The following is a 16,448-nucleotide window of genomic DNA, read 5'->3' as shown; positions in this document are numbered from 1 at the left end:
CCGTTTATGGGTTTGTTTTGAGTTGAAAAACGGCGAAAATGCGTTGTTAAGGGAAGGAATGGATGCATTTCGCAGGCGAAATGCGATGAAGGGCTCAGTTATGCGCGCTTAGAGAATTTTATGCGCGTTCAGGAGGATTTATGCACGTTCAGCGAATTTTATGCGCGCTCAGAAAAATTTATGCACGTTCACCAAAATTCGACAGGAGAACGGCGTCTTTATGATTTGGGCTGGTAAACTCGCGCTTTTAATTCACCGGTTGTTTCCAAATTCAACTCTTTTAACAAACGGGTAGCCACCGACCTAGATTCTATCCCGCAAAATCTCCTGAACTCCTGATTCGTCAATTCGCTGCTGACCAGCGTAAAATACTCCCGGACCGCCAGTACGTGAGCGGAACTGTCCCGTTCTCCGCAACGTGGGCATTGCCAGCTTCGCCTTACGCGCTGCATGGCATACCACTGGCAGCCTCGGCAATAGACGCCGGGTTTCAACTCGCTTGGATCGATGAAGTATCTTTTGCACAATGGAGTTTGCCTAAAAGGGGTTTGATTTGCTAGAAGCGTCTTTTTGATTTTCGTCAATTTTACATCCGGCGCTTTTGGGGGAGAAGCTGTCCAGATTTTTAAGAGGGTTTCGGGCAGCTGGTACGTTTTGCAGATCGGCGCCTCGGCCGGTTTGGCAATGAACTCGCACTTTTTCGCGGTGAACACGATCAAGCCGCGGATCGGCAAGGTGATTTTCCGTGCCTTGAACCAGGCCGCCAGAAAGCGAATGTGTTTGTTGAGCTGGACGCGCGGGTCTTCCATCACCGTTTTCACATCTTCTTCGTCAAACCGGTAAAACTCGCCGGTGTTATCATCAAAATGGATTTTGCCGCTGATGTTCTTCGATTCGATAATAATGGCGCAGCGCTCGGTCAACAGAAGAGCATCCATTTGTACAGGCCAATTGCCCAACTTCAGGTTTACATCCCACAGCATGTCGAACGTCTCTTCCAAATGAAATTCTTTCATACGTGAAGCAAGTCGGTTTTCGCCTCTATACCCAGCAGCTGCCCGGTGCCATTCACTTTGTATGTAATTCTTTTCGGAATGAGCTTCCGGAAGACGGCCGGCGAGCCGCTCCAATCCTTCCATTTTTGACAGTATACGCAATTCCACATGCATGCCTCCTTCGATTGAATTAAATGCAGTATAGCATCATTCCCCCAGCTTGGAACCCTCTATATAAATGACGCGAAAAAGCATTGATTTCTTGCTTTTTGCGACCGGAAAACGATTAACTTCCATTCAAGCAAAATCCCTTGACAGCAAGCTTTTTTTGGCTTAAACTCCTATATTGGCTCACCTGTAATTTATGGGAAGAGCGGGTAGGGAGAGGGCTAATTTAATAGAAGGTTTTGTGAATGTTTAATTGGATGGACCGCTTTTTTGGTCTTCAAACAAATGGAACTTCGGTGAAACGGGAAATGTCTGCGGGCGTCATCGGCTTTTTTACAGTCGTGTACATCATTGCGGTCAATTCGCTGATCCTGTCGGAATCCGGCATGCCACTTGAAGCGGCGATTATCGCCACCATTGCCGCATCCGTATTCGGCTGTCTGGTCATGGGATTCTGGGGCAATGCGCCGATTCTGTTGGTTCCCGGCATGGGCATCAATGCCTTGTTCTCGTACACGATGGTCCAGTCGACGGGCTTGTCGTGGCCGGAAGCACTGGCTGTCGTGTTCATCTCGGGGCTCATCTTCGTCGTCATCGCGTTTACGCCTCTTGCGAAACTGCTGAATGCAGCGGTGCCGTATTCGCTGAAAGAAGCGATTACGGTGGGGCTGGGTTTGTTCCTGATGCTGATCGGCCTTGAAAAAGGCGGCATTGTCGAACGCGGCACGTCATCGATTTTGGCCCTCGGCTCACTCGGTGAACCGCATGTGCTGGCGACGGTTTTGACGTTTGTCGTAGCGATTGTGCTGTTTATCCGCAACGTACCGGGGAATTTCCTGATTACGATTGTGGCCGGAACCGTGATTGCGTCGTTTTTCGGCTTGATCGACATGAGCGCGGCAGGCGGATCGTCCATCGAGGCTGCTGAAGCGTTCGCTGTGTTCGGCGCGCTGTCGTTTGACGGGATCTTGTCGATGGCCTTTTGGATTGCCGTGTTCTCTTTGACGATGGTCATCGTTTTCGAGAACATCGGGACGGTCCAGGGGCAGGTATCGTTTGTGGAACGCCCTGAGAAATTCGGGCGCGCGTTCCAGGCAACGTCCGTTTCTGCGATGGCATCCGGCGTCTTCGGCACAAGCCCGACAGTGGCAAGCGCTGAAAGCACGGCAGCCATGGCGGCTGGCGGACGGACCGGCTTGACGTCAGTGACGGCAGGAATCCTTTTTATGGTTTCGGTATTTTTCATTCCGGCCATCAAACTGATTCCGGATAGCGCCATTGCGCCGATTTTGATCATTGTCGGTGGCTTGATGGTTCAGAATATCCGCAACCTGGATATGAAGGACATGAGCGAAAGCTTCCCGGCGCTGTTGATTGTGGCATTGATTCCTTTCACGTACAGCATCGCGGACGGCATCGCCATCGGCTTTATCCTGTACCCGATCTTGAAAGTGGCAATCGGGAAGTGGCGGGAAGTGTCGATGACGCTTTACATCATCGCCGGCTTGTTCCTCATGAACTTTGTGTTTCACGTCATCGGTTAATTGAAAAAAACGCATCTGTCCTGAGGCAGATGCGTTTTTCTGTTAAGCGCGGCTGAGTTCCTCCGAACCGCCCTGTGGTGGTATAATAAAACAAAGAGATCGAAAGGAGTTGGAAATCCCCATGAAATATACCAAGTCAAAAATGGAACAGCTCGTAAGCGATCATCCGGAGTTGAAAAAGCGTATGAAAACGTTAATGAAAGACATGGAACTGGAAAAGAACTTTGCCTTGAAAGCTCTCTACCATTCTGAAGTGACCGATAACGGCCCGTATCAAAAAGATTATCAGGATTTGGATCTGCAATAATGTGCAGATCTTTTTTTATGGCTGAAATTAAAAAGAAAAGAACTTCCTTTAAGTTTTGCTTAAAGGAAGTTCTTTTTGTTCGTCAAGCCATTGCTGCCAGGATTCATAAGTTTCACCCAGGTGCCAGACCTTTTTGGAATGCAGCTTTTGCGCTACTCCTTTGCCGCCTACAAGAAAGCGCATGCCCGGATTCTCTTTGGACAACTCTTCGATGTAGTGCTCGACGGTCGGCAAGAGTTTAGCATCCAATATCGACATGCAGACAATTTCGGTCTGCTGCTGCCGCGCGGCTTCCGGCAGCCCGGCAATCGGCGTATCCTGCCCGAAATACATGACAGGGAAGCCGTTTTCCCGCAGGAACAACGTGAACAGCAAAAGCCCCAGCTGATGGTTTTCTCCGCTTGGGCACAGCGCCATCACTTTTGGCATCTCCGTTGAAGTCGGGAAGATGCGGAAGAAATGGGAAAAGCGCTGCTGGACAATGTGGCTGATCATATGCTCATGAGCCGCAGTAAGCGAGCCATTTTCCCATTCTTCTCCGATATGGACCATCAGCGGTGCAATAATGGAGAAAAAGACTGTACGGTAATGGAATAAGGAAAAGTTCAAATCAAGCAGGTAATTAAAGCGTTCCGTATCCATTTCGGAAGCGGCCAAATAAAGTTCCTGAATGGACTTGCTGAATGGTTCTTCGTCTGTTGCCGTAGTCGGCATCACCGCTTTTTCAGCGGGCTTTCTTTTTGAGGCATGAAGCTGTTTGACGGCTTCACTGATTTTAAAGCCTCTTTCCTGCACTTGTATTTTAAGCCATTTCAAATCTTCCAGGTTCTGATCCGAGTAAAGCCGGTGTCCGGATTCAGTGCGCGCTGGCGTGATGGCATTGTATCGGGTTTCCCAGGAACGGATGGTTACCTTTGGCATATCTAAAAGCTTAGCAGCTGCTTTAATATTATACATAGCTATACCTCCGTTTCTTTAACGTGTCTGTATAATTATTATACAACCTTTGGAGGCATTCAGTAAAGCTTTAGGGATATAAGGAAGAAAGAATGTATAAAAAAACTGGAACCCTTCCAAAAGGGTTCCAGTTTTACCGAATTACAAAGCAGGATTGATTTTTGCAGTGCGTGAACGCTGCCAAGTGACCGTAATCATCATGGTGACCATCAGCATCACAAATCCCAGGATGAACGGATAAGAAATATTGAAATCATAAAGCACTCCGGCAAGAAGCGGTCCGATGACATTTCCGATGCTCATGTAAGCATTGTTCATGCCCATCGCAAATCCGACTTCGCCTTCAGCCATTTTGGAGATGAGCGTATTAAGCACCGGACGCAAAATGGATGTAGCCATAAAGATGATCAGTGAGACGGTAAAGAACATCGCGTAGCTTCCGGCAAACAACGACAACAGGAAGCCGGCTGCTGCGACACCGATAAAGGCGATCAGCACAGGCACTTCGCCGAAGCGGCGGACGATGCGGTCCACGATGAACAGCTGCACGATCACACCGACGATGCCTGTAGCGGTAATCATAAAGGCGATGTCTTTGGCGGTCGACTGGAACTGATTGTCGAGGTATAGACCGACGACCGATTCATACGCCAGCAAACCGAAGCTCATGACAAGGGTAATCACCAACGGAATGAAATACGGCATGGTCACCGAGCGCCCGATTTTCTTCATCATGGATTCTTCATCGGTTAAGGTAGCAGCCAACGCCGGATCCGCTTCAACAGCATCGTTTTCTTTCAGCCAGATCATCGAGAAGAGAACGGCCACTAACGAAACAAGAGCGGATACCAAAAATGGCAATTTCAAGTCGTACTCCGCCAGGAATCCGCCGATTCCGGGCCCTACAACGATGCCAAGCGACATGGCGGCAGAAACCAGGCTGTTTCCTTTAGCCCGCTGGTCGAACGTTGTAATGTCGGCGATATAGGCAAAGATGGCCGGAACGAGCATCGCAGCTCCGACTCCGCCGATTACGCGCGACAGGTACAGAATCCAGATGGAATCCGACAGATAAAACACAAACATGGACAGCGTCAAACCGGCCAGCCCGTAAATGATCATTTTCCGACGGCCATACTGATCCGCCCATTTGCCGGCAACCGGCGAGAACACAAACTGCGCCGCCGCGAATATGGCAATCATGAGGCCGGCAGCCAAGCCGCCTTGATTGATCGATTGGAGATAAGAGGGAAGGATCGGGATGATGATGCCGAAGCTTCCGATGGCAATAAACATATTGATCATCAATATGATGATCTTTTTTCTTTGGTCCGCAGACATGGGCAGCAGCCTCTTTTCTTCTATATATAGTTCCGAGTTTTTTTCTCAGCCTACCTATAGTAATTTGAGCAGGCAGTTTTTGTCAATGCAACTGAACTGAGTTTCGGAAATTTATTTCGGAAGGTGAAATTTATTCTCCGCCGAACGTGTATTTTTGCCAATAAAAAACTGAATCTCTTAAACAAGAGACTCAGCTTCAGATTCTTCTATGCGCATAAGCGCCAATGCTTTGGCTGTACGTGAACTGCGCCAGACAACCGCAATGGACAAGGTGACGATCAACAGGCCGAGGCCCAGGATGAACGGATAGTTGATATTGAAATCGAACAGCAGGCCGGCAGACAAAGGCCCGAGGACATTGCCGAGGCTCATATAGGACGTATTCATGCCCATCGCAAAGCCGACTTCGCCTTCTGCCATTTTCGAAATCAGGATATTGAGCACCGGCCGCAAAATGGCCATTGCCAGGAAGATGACGAGCGATACGCCGAAAAACGTAGCGTAGCTTCCCGCAACAAGCGATAACAGGAAACCTACAGTCGCAAGGCCGAGGAAAGCGATCAATACCGGCACTTCGCCGAAGCGGCGCACCAGACGGTCGACGACAAATACTTGGACAATGACGCTGACAAGGCCGGTAGCGGTGATCATCATGGCGATGTCTTTTGAAGTCGAACCGTATTCTGTCGTCAAATACATGCCGATGACCGACTCATAAGCGACCAGCCCGAAGCTCATGACAAACGTAATGATCAATGGAATGAAGTACGGCATTTTGACGGAACGGCCGATTTGCTCCAGCATCGATTCGTCTTTTGCAAATTCTTCCGCCTGCTTCGTGCTGTCGGCGGTCGGCGCAATTTCTTTCAGCATGGCCAATGAAAAGACAACAGCAGTGAAAGTGACGATCGCCGAAACAAGGAACGGCAATTTCAAGTCGAAATCAGCCAAAAAGCCGCCGATTCCAGGTCCGATGACCAAACCGAGCGACATGGACGCAGTGACCAGGCCCGTGCCTTTTGCGCGCTGCGCAGCTGTCGTGATGCCAGCTACATACGTAAAGATGCCCGGAACAAGAAAAGCGTCACCGATGCCGCCGACGATGCGGGAAGCATACAGAAGCCAAATGGAATCCGTCGCATAGAACATCAGCATGGAAACCGTCAAGAGCGACAAGCCGATGATGATGACTTTGCGCGGTCCGTAGATGTCTGCCCATTTGCCGCCAAGCGGCGAGAACAGGAGCTGAGCTCCGGCGAAGATGGCAATCATCAAACCGGCGGCGGTACCGCCCTGGTTGATGGATACGAGATATGCGGGGAGAATCGGGACGATGATTCCGAAGCTGGCGATGGCGATAAACATATTCACCATCAGGATCGTGATTTTTTTGCGTTGTTGAGAAGACATTACAGGAAAAGCCTCTTTTCTATCGAATAAATTGATTTCATCAAAAGCAAAGCGTCGGAGAGGTGATAGTCAAACAGCAAGCTGTCCGCTTAAACAGCGGATTCAGCTTTAAATGAAAGTGCTTCTTCAGGCATCTCGGCCGCTTTTTTGCTGCGCGAAATGTGCCAGGCAGCAGTAATTGAAATCGTGACTGCCAGCATGATGAGCCCGAGGAGGAACGGGAAGACCAGGTTGATGTCGTACAACAGCCCCGCTGAAATCGGGCCGATGACGTTGCCGATGCCCATGAAAGAAGTGCTGAGACCCATCGCAAAGCCGACTTCGCCTTTTGCCAGTTTGGAAACCAGGATATTCAACACCGGGCGGAGGATGGACATGGCCATGAAAATGATCAATGTCACGGCAAAGAACATGGCGTACGTGTCAGCTATAAGCGCGAGCAGGAAGCCGGCAGAAGCAACGCCGAGAAACGCAATTAGGACTGGCACTTCCCCAAAGCGGCGGATTAGCCGCTCGACTGCAAACAGCTGGGTCAAAACGCTGACGCCCTGGATGGCGATGCACATAAGGGCGATGTCCTGGACGCTGGCATTGAATTCGTCGTTGAGCACCAGGCCGAAAATCGATTCGTAAGCGATTAAACCGAAGCTCATCACGAACGTGATAACCAATGGAATGAAATACGGCATTTTGGTGGAACGGGCAATTTTTTTGGACATCGATTCTTCATCCGCTAAATCCCGTACATTGGCTTGCCCCGTCCGCAAAGGGTCGCTTTCTTTTAAAAATGCGACGGAGAACAGAACTGCGCTAAGAGTGATAAAAGCAGACAGGAGAAACGGCGCTTTTACGTCGAAATCCGACATAAACAGCATGATGGCCGGTCCCGCCACAAGGCCCATCGACATGGAAGCTGTCACGAGGCCAGTCCCTTTCGCGCGCTGTTCGGGCGTCGTGATGTCCGCTGTATAGGCAAAAACTGCCGGAATCAGGAACGCGTCGCCGATTCCGCCGATGACCCGCGCCGCATACAAAATCCATAAGACGTCGGTTGAATAAAATAAAAAGCCGCCGGCAGTGATCAGCATCAGACCGATGATGATCATTTTGCGGCGGCCAAATTGGTCGGTCCATTTGCCGCCAAGCGGGGCAAACAGAAGTTGTGCACCGGCGAAGATCGCAATGATCATTCCTGAAGCCATCCCGCCTTGGTTGATCGATTCCAGATAAGCCGGAATCACCGGACCGGTAATTCCAAAACTTGTTATCGCAATAAACATTGTAATCATTAATATGCTGATTTTCTTGTGTTGAAGTGAAGACATTAAATGGTGCCTCGATTCAATTGAAATTATTGTACAAACTCTACTCGTTTTGACAACTTTCATATATTATGATGAAAAACCCTTAAAGTCAATGTGTTTTGCTCATAAAAATATCACTAATTAATAACAATTTATTATTTTGTTATATAAATATTCTCATTATTTATAAAAGCTGATACAAAGCCTTTTTTATTCATTTTTGCATTTGAAAATTATCTGAATATCACTTCTGAATAGCAAATGGAACGCTTACAGAGGAAAGAATCTTATTTGGTTTTGTTACAGCGCTGTGAATAAAAAGCTTAATATAGCAGAAGCAGGGAGCAGGGGTTTATTAAGACCCTATAAAGGTAAGGTATAATTAAGGCAGGAACAGAAGACAATTGAGCCACGAAAGGTGACTGTGATGGGACATACTATAGAACGTATTAAAGCCATACAATTGCAGGAACGGATTATTGACGCAGAGCTGGCGGCATCTTGGATTCAGGACGGCATGACATTGGGGCTCAGCGGATTTACACGAGCGGGGGACGCCAAAGCGGTGCCGCTTGCATTGATCAAGCGGGCTGAAACGGAAAGCTTGAAAGTGAATGTGTTTACCGGGGCTTCTTTGGGTTCGGACATCGATCGTTTATTTGCAGAAGCGGGTATCGTGGGCAAGCGCCTGCCGTTTCAGGCTGACCCGGTGATGCGCCGGAAAATTAACGAAGGCGAAATGCTGTTTGTCGACCATCACTTGTCCCAGACGGCGGAATGGATCAAAGCTGGCGTCATCGAACCGATCGACTTCGCTATTATTGAAGCGCTGGGCATAACGGAAGACGGATTGATCATCCCCACTACGTCGGTCGGAAACTCGGCTCTTTTTGTGCAGTATGCGAAAAACGTCATTGTGGAAATCAATACGGCACAGCCGGCGTTGTTTGAAGGGATACACGATATTTACGACACCGGCAAACAAGGCGAGCGCCTGCCGATTCCGCTGACTCACGTGGATGACCGCATTGGCGTTCCAGGGATTCCAGTGGATTTGGAGAAGGTGCGGGGCATCGTTTTTACGCATCAGCCGGATTCCCCTTCCACGATTGCCTCGGCGGACGAAGAGACCGAGCAGATGGCAGAGCATTTGCTGAATTTCCTCCGTTCCGAAGTCCGGGCAGGAAGGTTGACGAAACGCCTGGCTCCGCTGCAGTCGGGCATCGGAACCGTGGCCAATGCGGTTCTTCACGGCTTGCTCGATTCAGAGTTTGACGACTTGGAAGTGTACTCGGAAGTGCTTCAGGATGCGGTATTCGAGTTGATTGATGCAGGGAAAGTCCGTTTTGCTTCGAGTTCTTCCATCACCTTGTCTGAGGAAAAAATGAAGCAGGTCTACGGCAATTTCGAAAAATACCGAGACAAGCTGATCCTGCGGCCGCAGGAGATTTCCAATCATCCGGAGATCATCCGCCGCCTTGGGTTGATTTCCATCAACACGGCACTCGAATTCGATATTTACGGCAACGTCAATTCGACCCATGTATCGGGGACAAAAATGATGAACGGCATCGGCGGGTCCGGAGATTTTGCCCGCAATGCACGCCTTTCGATTTTCGTTACCAAATCGATTGCCAAAGGCGGCAGAATCTCGAGCGTCGTCCCGTTTGCGACCCATATCGATCACACCGAACACGACGTCGATATCGTAGTGACGGAACAGGGCTATGCGGACTTGCGGGGGCTTGCTCCAAGGGAGCGGGCACCGCGGATCATCGAAAACTGTGTGCATCCGATGTACAAAGAAAAAATGCGGGCTTATTATATGGAAGCTTTGGCGCGCGGCGGACAAACGCCTCATGTGCTGGAACAGGCTTTTTCATGGCACGCGAAATTGGCGCAAACCGGCACGATGCTATAATGATATATGGCGGAAAATCGAACAGCTGCCCCTAAAAAGGGCGGCTGTTTTAATTTGTGCTGGGAGCAGGCATGGGGCTGCGCTATAATTTAAGCATTGATAAAAGACAGGAGGCCGATTATGGAGAGGCTTACACTTGATTCGCTGTTAAATGTCATTGGAGAATTGTTTTCTGATGAAATCTCAATTGCGGTATCGAATACGAAGGAATATATCTATTACAGGCCAAGCAAGCGGATCGATTTGAAGATTCAAATTGGCGATCCGGTAAAAGAAGGAACCATCGCTTATAAAGCGCTGGAAACAAAACAGAAAGCTTCGGAGTTTATTGACAAGGAGATTTTTGGCGTGCCTTACCACGGCATGGCGGTGCCGTTCGAGCAGGACGGACAGCTCGAAGGAGTGGTGATGGCGATTTATCCGGCATTTACAGACGGCAAGTCCGTCGTCACCGTGAAAAGCGCCGATGGCTGGAAGCCGATTCCGTTCAGCGACGTAAAATACTTGGAAGTGAAAGACCGCAAGACCTATGTCTATGCGGATGATTTTTGGGGGACGAATAAAAACTCGCTGCAGGAATTTGAATACATGCTGCCGAGGGACTTGTTCATCCGCTGCCACCGCTCGTTTATCGTGAATGTCCACCATATAGAAGAGATTTACCCGGATACACATTCGACTTTTGTGCTGGCAATGAATAACGGCGCGCGCATCCCGGTCAGCCAATCCTATTCAAGTTATTTCCGGAAATTGCTCGGATTTTAGAAAGTGCTGCTTCAGGCTCCAAATTATCTGCCTTAGCCATTTTTATCGCTCTTCTACCCTGCAAAACACATTTTAGACACATTTTAAGATAAAGTTATCTAATAATTAGAAAATAACAGACGCTGAAAAAAGGAAGTCCTTCTATAAAACAAAACGGATTAAAACTGAGCGGTCGCTCATGAAAACGCTTTATCTTGTGTCAAATGTGGGTTAGCTTATTAACTTCGAAAGAGAGTGATGGATATGGAGAAAAAACTTGGACGGGTAAGAGCTGCTGAATTAGTGAATCGTGTGGTAACGCCTGAAGAAGCGGCTTCGTGGATTCAAGACGGCATGACGTTGGGCCTTAGCGGATTTACACGTGCGGGAGACGTAAAAGCGGTTCCTTTTGCTTTAATAAAGCGGGCAGAAACGGAAAGCTTTAAAGTGAATGTATTTACAGGAGCTTCATTAGGCTCGGATATCGACAAATTGTTTGCAGAAGCAGGCATTGTCAACAAACGCTTGCCGTTCCAGGCAGAACCGGCGATGCGCAAAAAAATCAACGAAGGCGAAATGCTGTTTGTCGACCATCATTTGTCCCATACAGCGGAATGGATTCGCACCAATGTTACAGAAACAATTGACTTTGCAATCGTGGAAGCGCTTTCGATAACCGAAGACGGCATGATCATTCCGACGACATCTGTCGGAAACTCCGCAATCTTTGCAAAACATGCGAAAAACATCATCGTGGAAATCAATATGGCACAGCCTGAATTGTTTGAAGGGATCCATGACATATACGATACCGGGAAACAAGGCGAGCGCATGCCGATTCCGTTGACCAAAGCGGATGACCGCATCGGCACGATCGGCATCCCGGTTGAGCTGGATAAAATCCGCGGCATCGTATTTACCGAGCAGAAAGATTCGGCTTCCACAATCGTCCAGCCGGATGAGGAAACGAAAATGATGGCAGACCATCTGCTTGAGTTCCTGCGTTCGGAAATCCGCGCAGAACGATTGACAGAAAAATTGGCGCCGCTTCAATCCGGCATCGGGTCCGTGGCAAATGCCGTGCTGCATGGCATGATCGATTCGGAGTTTAAAAACTTGGAAGTGTATTCGGAAGTATTGCAGGACGCTGTATTCGATTTGATGGACGCCGGCAAAGTGGATTTCGCTTCCTGCTGTTCAATTACGCTTTCTGAAGAGAAAATGAAGCAGGTTTACGGCAATTTTGAAAAATACCGCGATAAAATTGTCCTGCGCCCGCAGGAAATCTCGAACCATCCGGAGATCATCCGCCGCCTCGGCTTGATTTCCATCAACACGGCACTCGAGTTCGACATTTACGGAAATGTGAACTCGACGCATGTGTGCGGTACGAAAATGATGAACGGCATCGGCGGTTCCGGAGATTTTGCCCGCAACGCACGCCTTGCCATTTTTGTAACGAAATCGATTGCCAAAGAAGGCAAAGTCTCAAGCATTGTGCCGTTCGTCTCTCACGTAGACCATACGGAACATGATGTGGACATTGTCGTAACAGAACAAGGCTATGCAGACCTACGCGGGCTGGCGCCTCGCGAGCGTGTCGGACTCATCATTGAAAACTGTGTCCATCCTTCTTACCGCGATGCACTTCGCGAGTATTACGCAGAAGCATTGACGCGCGGCGGCCAAACGCCGCACGTGCTGGAAAAAGCTTTTGCATGGCACACGAACTTGGCTCAGCATGGTTCGATGCTGCCGAAAAAAGAACAATTGGTGTAAACCGATAAAAACCAGCCTTTCCGGATCGACGGAAAGGCTGGTTTTTTAAGGGTTGCGTGAGTGGCTGCGCTTTTCTTTATTATCCAGCGCCCAGCCCCTCGAGTCGCTTCTGCCTTTTCGGGTATGGCAAGGAACGCTATTCCCGAAAGGCTTCCAGCGCTTGGCGGAGCTACATGGGCGCTTGCGCATTTCCTACTGCCCGCCGTACATGTCGGATGTGTTACGGGTATAGAGTTCGACAATGTTGCCGAACGGGTCTTCGGTATAAACAAGGTAATGCGGTTTGGTTTTTGACATTTTCCAGATTTTGCTGCGCTGCTTGCCGCCATGCTGGACAATCCGTTCGATGGTCTCAATCAGGTTGTCGACAATCAGGCAGATATGGAAAAATCCCTTATGGGGAAATGCACTTTCTCCTTTAAATAGGGGTTCCTGAAACTCAAACAGTTCAATGCCGATTCCGCCAAGCGACATCAAATGCACGTTGCGCATTTTCTGGACTTCGGCCCCTTGCAGATCCTGGGTCATGTTATCCGGTTCCGCTTCTGCTGCGTCAAAGTCAAAAGGACCTGCGAGCACGTAAAAGCCGAACACTTTGCAATACCAGTCGATCGCTTGGTCCAAGTCGGGGACTGCAAGCCCGACATGCGTGATTTCGCCCATTTCATCGCCTCCTTTATATATCAGTTTTACCCATAAGCGGATGATTTAATCCGTTATTAAAAACAGATTTTTCTGTATAAACAAAAATAGTTGTTGTCAAAGGTAATTTTTAGTATTATAATAAGCAATTGTGAAATTCTGAAATGAGGGTACTAATAATGAAAAATTCCATCTATGGATTGACGATTGATCAATTAAAAGAATGGTTTTTAGAAAATGGACAAAAGAAATTCCGTGCTGAACAAGTATGGGATTGGCTATATATTAAACGCGTCACTGAATTCTCCCAGATGAACAACCTCAGCAAAGAGGTCATTGCGCTTTTGGAAGAGAACTTTGCGATCCGCACATTAACAGAGGCGGTCAAGCAGGAATCTGCTGACGGCACAATCAAATTCCTGTTCCGCCTGCAGGACGGTAACTTGATTGAAACAGTTTTGATGCGCTTTAAATACGGCAACTCGGTTTGTGTAACGACACAGGTCGGCTGCAACATCGGCTGCAGTTTCTGCGCCAGCGGACTTTTGAAAAAGAGCCGCGATTTAAATGCGGGCGAAATTGTTGAGCAGATCATGCAAGTACAGGCTCACTTTGATGCACAGCAAAAAGACGAGCGCGTCAGCCACATCGTGGTCATGGGAATCGGCGAACCGTTCGATAACTACACGAACTTGATGGGCTTCTTGAATGTCGTCAACTCGCAAAAAGGTTTGGCTATCGGAGCCCGCCACATCACCGTTTCAACAAGCGGTATCGTGCCGAAAATCTACGATTATGCGGACGAAGGGTTGCAGGTTAACCTGGCAATTTCCATTCACGCGCCGAACAACGAATTGCGTTCACGCATCATGAAAATCAACAAAGCCTACCCAATCGAAAAATTGATGGCGGCTATCGATTACTATTTGGAAAAATCCAACCGCCGCATCACATTTGAATACATCTTGCTGCGCGATGTCAACGACCATGTCGAAGAAGCGCACCAATTGGCGAAATTGCTTGAAGACAAGCGCCATTTGTCATACGTCAACTTGATTCCGTACAACTCGGTCAGCGAGCATGACCAGTACCAGCAAAGCACACCGGAAGCAATCAGCGCTTTCTTCGACGCTTTGAAAAAGAAAGGCATCAACTGCGGCGTGCGCCAGGAACAAGGCGCGGACATCGACGCGGCTTGCGGCCAACTCCGCAGCAAACAAATCAAAAAAGAAAAAACAGCTGCTCTTTAAGAGAAAGCTGGTTGAAAAAAGGGCATCCTCCTACGAGGTGCCCTTTTTATGTGTCGAATTTTGGTGAACGCGCATAAATCTTTTTGAACGCGCATAAAATTTTCTAAGAGCGCATAAATTTGGCTGAACGCGCATAAAATCCTCCAGGCGCGCATAAATTCAGGAATAGCCGAAACTCTTATGAAAAATAAAAAACCCCATCGGCAATCGTTGCCAATGGGGTTTTCGTCCAAGCGATCTTTATTTTCCTCCGGACTGGAGGTTGATGCCCTGGATAAAGTATTTCTGGAAAAAGAAGAAAATCAGGATGACTGGCAACAACACAAGAAGCGAGCCGGCCATCAAGTAATTCCATTGGGTGCTGAGCTGCCCTTTAAACACCTGCAAGCCGATTTGAAGCGTGTACAGGTTCTCGTCGTTCAAATACAGCAGCGGCCCCAGGAAGTCGTTCCAAGCGCCGTTAAACGAGAAGATGGCGACAGTGGCGATTGCCGGCTTGGTGAGCGGCAAGCCGATTTTCCACCAAATGTAGAAATGGTTGGCGCCTTCCATTTTCGCAGCTTCGATCAATTCGGTCGGAATCGTCATATAGAACTGGCGCAGAAGGAAGATATTGAATGCACTGCCGAAAAACGCCGGCACGATCAGCGGGTAATACGTATTGACCCAGCCGAGGTTCGCAAACAGCACATACTGCGGAATCAGGGTAACGAATCCGGGAATCATCATGGTCGCCAGGACGATGGCAAACAGAATGTTTTTTCCGCGGAACGGAATTTTCGCAAAGCCATAGGCAATAAATGAGTTGGATAGGACATTGCCGATGACGACCAGAATCGTGATGGTCAGCGTATTGATGGTATAGCGGGTAAAAGGCGCCGCTTCCCATGTCTTGATGTAGTTTGAGAACAGCCAATCCTCCGGCCAGAACGACGGCGGGAAACTCATCACTTCCGCCATCGTTTTGAGGGAAGTGGCGAACATCCACCAGAGCGGGGAGAGGATCAGCAAACTGCCGATTGCGAGCAAAACGAAATTGAAAACCACCAGAATGTTTTTGCGGTTGCCCCGGTGCTCAAAGAAACTTGGGTTTTCATTTGCCGTTTCAATGGTTTTCAGGTTGTCTGCCTTGTCTAAGTAATCGAGATTATCCGTCGGTTTGTCCATTTACTTCTCCTCCCCTTCGTAGTGCACCCAACGGGGAGCGAGTTTCAGGTTGAAAATTGTCAAGATGAATACGATGACAAAGAGAATCCATGACATCGCCATGGCATAGCCCATATTGAAGTTGGTGAAGGCTTGCTTCCACATGTACAAGTTATAGAACAGCAAGGAGTTCGCCGGTCCACCTTCGCCGTTATTGGACATGACGTATGCTTCCTGGAATATTTGGAAGCCGCCGATCAGGCTGGTCACGACATCAAAGAAAATAACCGGCGTAATCATCGGAATCGTAATATGGAAAAACTTTTTCCATGTATTGGCGCCGTCGATTTCAGCCGCTTCATAAAGCGATTTGGAAACGCCCTGCATGCTCGCAAGGTACAGGAGCATTGAGCCGCCGACGCTCCAGAGTTTCATAAAGATGATGGAAGGCTTCGTCCAGTCCGGGTCAAACAGCCAGTTGGGGCCGTCGATGCCGAACCAGCTAAGGACCAGGTTGACCATCCCCGTTCCCGGGTCAAGCAGCTGCATCCATAACATGTAAACGCCCACGCCCGACAGGACAGCCGGCAAATAGTACAGCGTCCGGAATACGCGCATGCCGGGAATGTCCTGATTCAGGAGCGCCGAGAGGAAAATAGCGCCGATTGTGGTTAGCGGTACAGAAAAGATAACGAAGTACAAGGTATTCCAAAGAGAGGTCCAAAAAAGACTGTCCTCAGTGAAAAGCCCTTGATAATTTTCTGCTCCGACAAAGTCCATCTGCGATGTAATATTATAGTTTGTAAAACTTGCCACAAATGAAAATACCAAAGGCCCCGCAGTGAAAGCGAGAAAGCCGATGATCCATGGCAACACGAAAATATAGCCATAAATGCTTTCTTTGCGCCGCATGGTCAATCTTTTTTTCCCCAAAGTGACA

General features: G+C 48.7%; 14 protein-coding genes. 6 read left to right on the top strand and 8 right to left on the bottom strand.

What is annotated here, in order from left to right:
- Positions 1–218: 218 nt before the first annotated feature.
- Positions 219–1,163: a nuclease-related domain-containing protein gene (locus BLQ32_RS01480; protein WP_175557052.1), complete on the bottom strand. Its 945-nt coding sequence runs from the start codon at positions 1,161–1,163 to the stop codon at positions 219–221.
- Positions 1,164–1,408: 245 nt separating this feature from the next.
- On the opposite strand from BLQ32_RS01480, the gene BLQ32_RS01475 reads away from it, so the two are divergent.
- Together BLQ32_RS01475 and BLQ32_RS01470 are read left to right on the top strand one after the other, a co-directional pair.
- The gene (locus BLQ32_RS01475) at positions 1,409–2,707 is read left to right on the top strand and encodes an NCS2 family permease (RefSeq protein ID WP_074508811.1); all 1,299 of its coding nucleotides are present in this window, start codon (positions 1,409–1,411) and stop codon (positions 2,705–2,707) included.
- A 121-nt stretch (positions 2,708–2,828) separates the two neighbouring features.
- A complete protein-coding gene (locus BLQ32_RS01470; protein WP_036805430.1) occupies positions 2,829–3,014 on the top strand; it encodes a hypothetical protein in 186 nt (61 codons plus the stop codon).
- Positions 3,015–3,062: 48 nt separating this feature from the next.
- Here BLQ32_RS01470 and BLQ32_RS01465 read toward each other — a convergent pair whose 3' ends face one another.
- From BLQ32_RS01465 to BLQ32_RS01450, 4 genes are all read right to left on the bottom strand, one after another.
- Positions 3,063–3,971, bottom strand: coding sequence for a MerR family transcriptional regulator (locus BLQ32_RS01465; RefSeq protein ID WP_036805426.1), 909 nt, complete (start codon positions 3,969–3,971; stop codon positions 3,063–3,065).
- Between the two features lie 141 nt (positions 3,972–4,112).
- Positions 4,113–5,312, bottom strand: a complete 1,200-nt coding sequence (locus tag BLQ32_RS01460) for an MFS transporter (protein WP_053164988.1) — start codon at positions 5,310–5,312, stop codon at positions 4,113–4,115.
- Between the two features lie 177 nt (positions 5,313–5,489).
- Positions 5,490–6,722, bottom strand: coding sequence for an MFS transporter (locus BLQ32_RS01455; protein ID WP_074508810.1), 1,233 nt, complete (start codon positions 6,720–6,722; stop codon positions 5,490–5,492).
- Positions 6,723–6,811: 89 nt separating this feature from the next.
- Positions 6,812–8,047 (bottom strand): MFS transporter, encoded by a 1,236-nt coding sequence (locus tag BLQ32_RS01450; protein WP_074508809.1) that lies wholly within the window; start codon positions 8,045–8,047, stop codon positions 6,812–6,814.
- 406 nt (positions 8,048–8,453) lie between these two features.
- Between BLQ32_RS01450 and BLQ32_RS01445 the strand changes: the two genes are divergently transcribed.
- The 3 genes from BLQ32_RS01445 to BLQ32_RS01435 all read left to right on the top strand — a co-directional run bounded on the left by BLQ32_RS01445 (position 8,454) and on the right by BLQ32_RS01435 (position 12,470).
- Positions 8,454–9,947: a succinyl-CoA:acetate CoA-transferase ScpC gene (locus BLQ32_RS01445; protein ID WP_074508808.1), complete on the top strand. Its 1,494-nt coding sequence runs from the start codon at positions 8,454–8,456 to the stop codon at positions 9,945–9,947.
- Between the two features lie 120 nt (positions 9,948–10,067).
- Entirely contained in the window at positions 10,068–10,712 is a 645-nt protein-coding gene (locus BLQ32_RS01440) for a LytTR family DNA-binding domain-containing protein (RefSeq protein ID WP_074508807.1), read from the top strand.
- Positions 10,713–10,955: 243 nt separating this feature from the next.
- Positions 10,956–12,470: a succinyl-CoA:acetate CoA-transferase ScpC gene (locus BLQ32_RS01435; protein WP_036805396.1), complete on the top strand. Its 1,515-nt coding sequence runs from the start codon at positions 10,956–10,958 to the stop codon at positions 12,468–12,470.
- A gap of 192 nt (positions 12,471–12,662) precedes the next feature.
- Here BLQ32_RS01435 and BLQ32_RS01430 read toward each other — a convergent pair whose 3' ends face one another.
- A complete protein-coding gene (locus BLQ32_RS01430; RefSeq protein WP_036805393.1) occupies positions 12,663–13,133 on the bottom strand; it encodes a VOC family protein in 471 nt (156 codons plus the stop codon).
- A 158-nt stretch (positions 13,134–13,291) separates the two neighbouring features.
- Here BLQ32_RS01430 and rlmN point away from each other — a divergent pair, with 158 nt between their 5' ends.
- A complete protein-coding gene (rlmN, locus tag BLQ32_RS01425) occupies positions 13,292–14,362 on the top strand; it encodes a dual-specificity RNA methyltransferase RlmN (protein WP_036805390.1) in 1,071 nt (356 codons plus the stop codon).
- A gap of 240 nt (positions 14,363–14,602) precedes the next feature.
- Here rlmN and BLQ32_RS01420 read toward each other — a convergent pair whose 3' ends face one another.
- Both BLQ32_RS01420 and BLQ32_RS01415 read right to left on the bottom strand, forming a co-directional pair.
- A complete protein-coding gene (locus BLQ32_RS01420) occupies positions 14,603–15,529 on the bottom strand; it encodes a carbohydrate ABC transporter permease (protein WP_115650557.1) in 927 nt (308 codons plus the stop codon).
- On the bottom strand, positions 15,530–16,441 hold the full coding sequence (locus BLQ32_RS01415; protein ID WP_036805387.1) for a carbohydrate ABC transporter permease: 912 nt from the start codon (positions 16,439–16,441) through the stop codon (positions 15,530–15,532). It lies immediately after the preceding gene.
- Between the last annotated feature and the right edge of the window lie 7 nt (positions 16,442–16,448).

It is taken from the genome of Planococcus glaciei, assembly GCF_900099655.1.
Taxonomy (GTDB): Bacteria; Bacillota; Bacilli; order Bacillales_A; family Planococcaceae; genus Planococcus; species Planococcus glaciei.
The sequence above is the reverse complement of the archived record's forward strand: the minus strand, read 5'-3'. Positions and strand labels throughout refer to the sequence as shown.

Excerpts from the sequence above, each read along its gene's own strand:
- rlmN (WP_036805390.1), top strand. The coding sequence starts at position 13,292 with ATGAAAAATTCCATCTATGGATTGACGATTGATCAATTAAAAGAATGG.
- BLQ32_RS01475 (WP_074508811.1), top strand. The coding sequence starts at position 1,409 with ATGTTTAATTGGATGGACCGCTTTTTTGGTCTTCAAACAAATGGAACT.
- BLQ32_RS01440 (WP_074508807.1), top strand. The coding sequence starts at position 10,068 with ATGGAGAGGCTTACACTTGATTCGCTGTTAAATGTCATTGGAGAATTG.
- BLQ32_RS01455 (WP_074508810.1), bottom strand. The coding sequence starts at position 6,722 with ATGTCTTCTCAACAACGCAAAAAAATCACGATCCTGATGGTGAATATG.
- BLQ32_RS01465 (WP_036805426.1), bottom strand. The coding sequence starts at position 3,971 with ATGTATAATATTAAAGCAGCTGCTAAGCTTTTAGATATGCCAAAGGTA.
- BLQ32_RS01420 (WP_115650557.1), bottom strand. The coding sequence starts at position 15,529 with ATGGACAAACCGACGGATAATCTCGATTACTTAGACAAGGCAGACAAC.
- BLQ32_RS01460 (WP_053164988.1), bottom strand. The coding sequence starts at position 5,312 with ATGTCTGCGGACCAAAGAAAAAAGATCATCATATTGATGATCAATATG.
- BLQ32_RS01430 (WP_036805393.1), bottom strand. The coding sequence starts at position 13,133 with ATGGGCGAAATCACGCATGTCGGGCTTGCAGTCCCCGACTTGGACCAA.
- BLQ32_RS01445 (WP_074508808.1), top strand. The coding sequence starts at position 8,454 with ATGGGACATACTATAGAACGTATTAAAGCCATACAATTGCAGGAACGG.
- BLQ32_RS01470 (WP_036805430.1), top strand. The coding sequence starts at position 2,829 with ATGAAATATACCAAGTCAAAAATGGAACAGCTCGTAAGCGATCATCCG.
- BLQ32_RS01435 (WP_036805396.1), top strand. The coding sequence starts at position 10,956 with ATGGAGAAAAAACTTGGACGGGTAAGAGCTGCTGAATTAGTGAATCGT.
- BLQ32_RS01450 (WP_074508809.1), bottom strand. The coding sequence starts at position 8,047 with ATGTCTTCACTTCAACACAAGAAAATCAGCATATTAATGATTACAATG.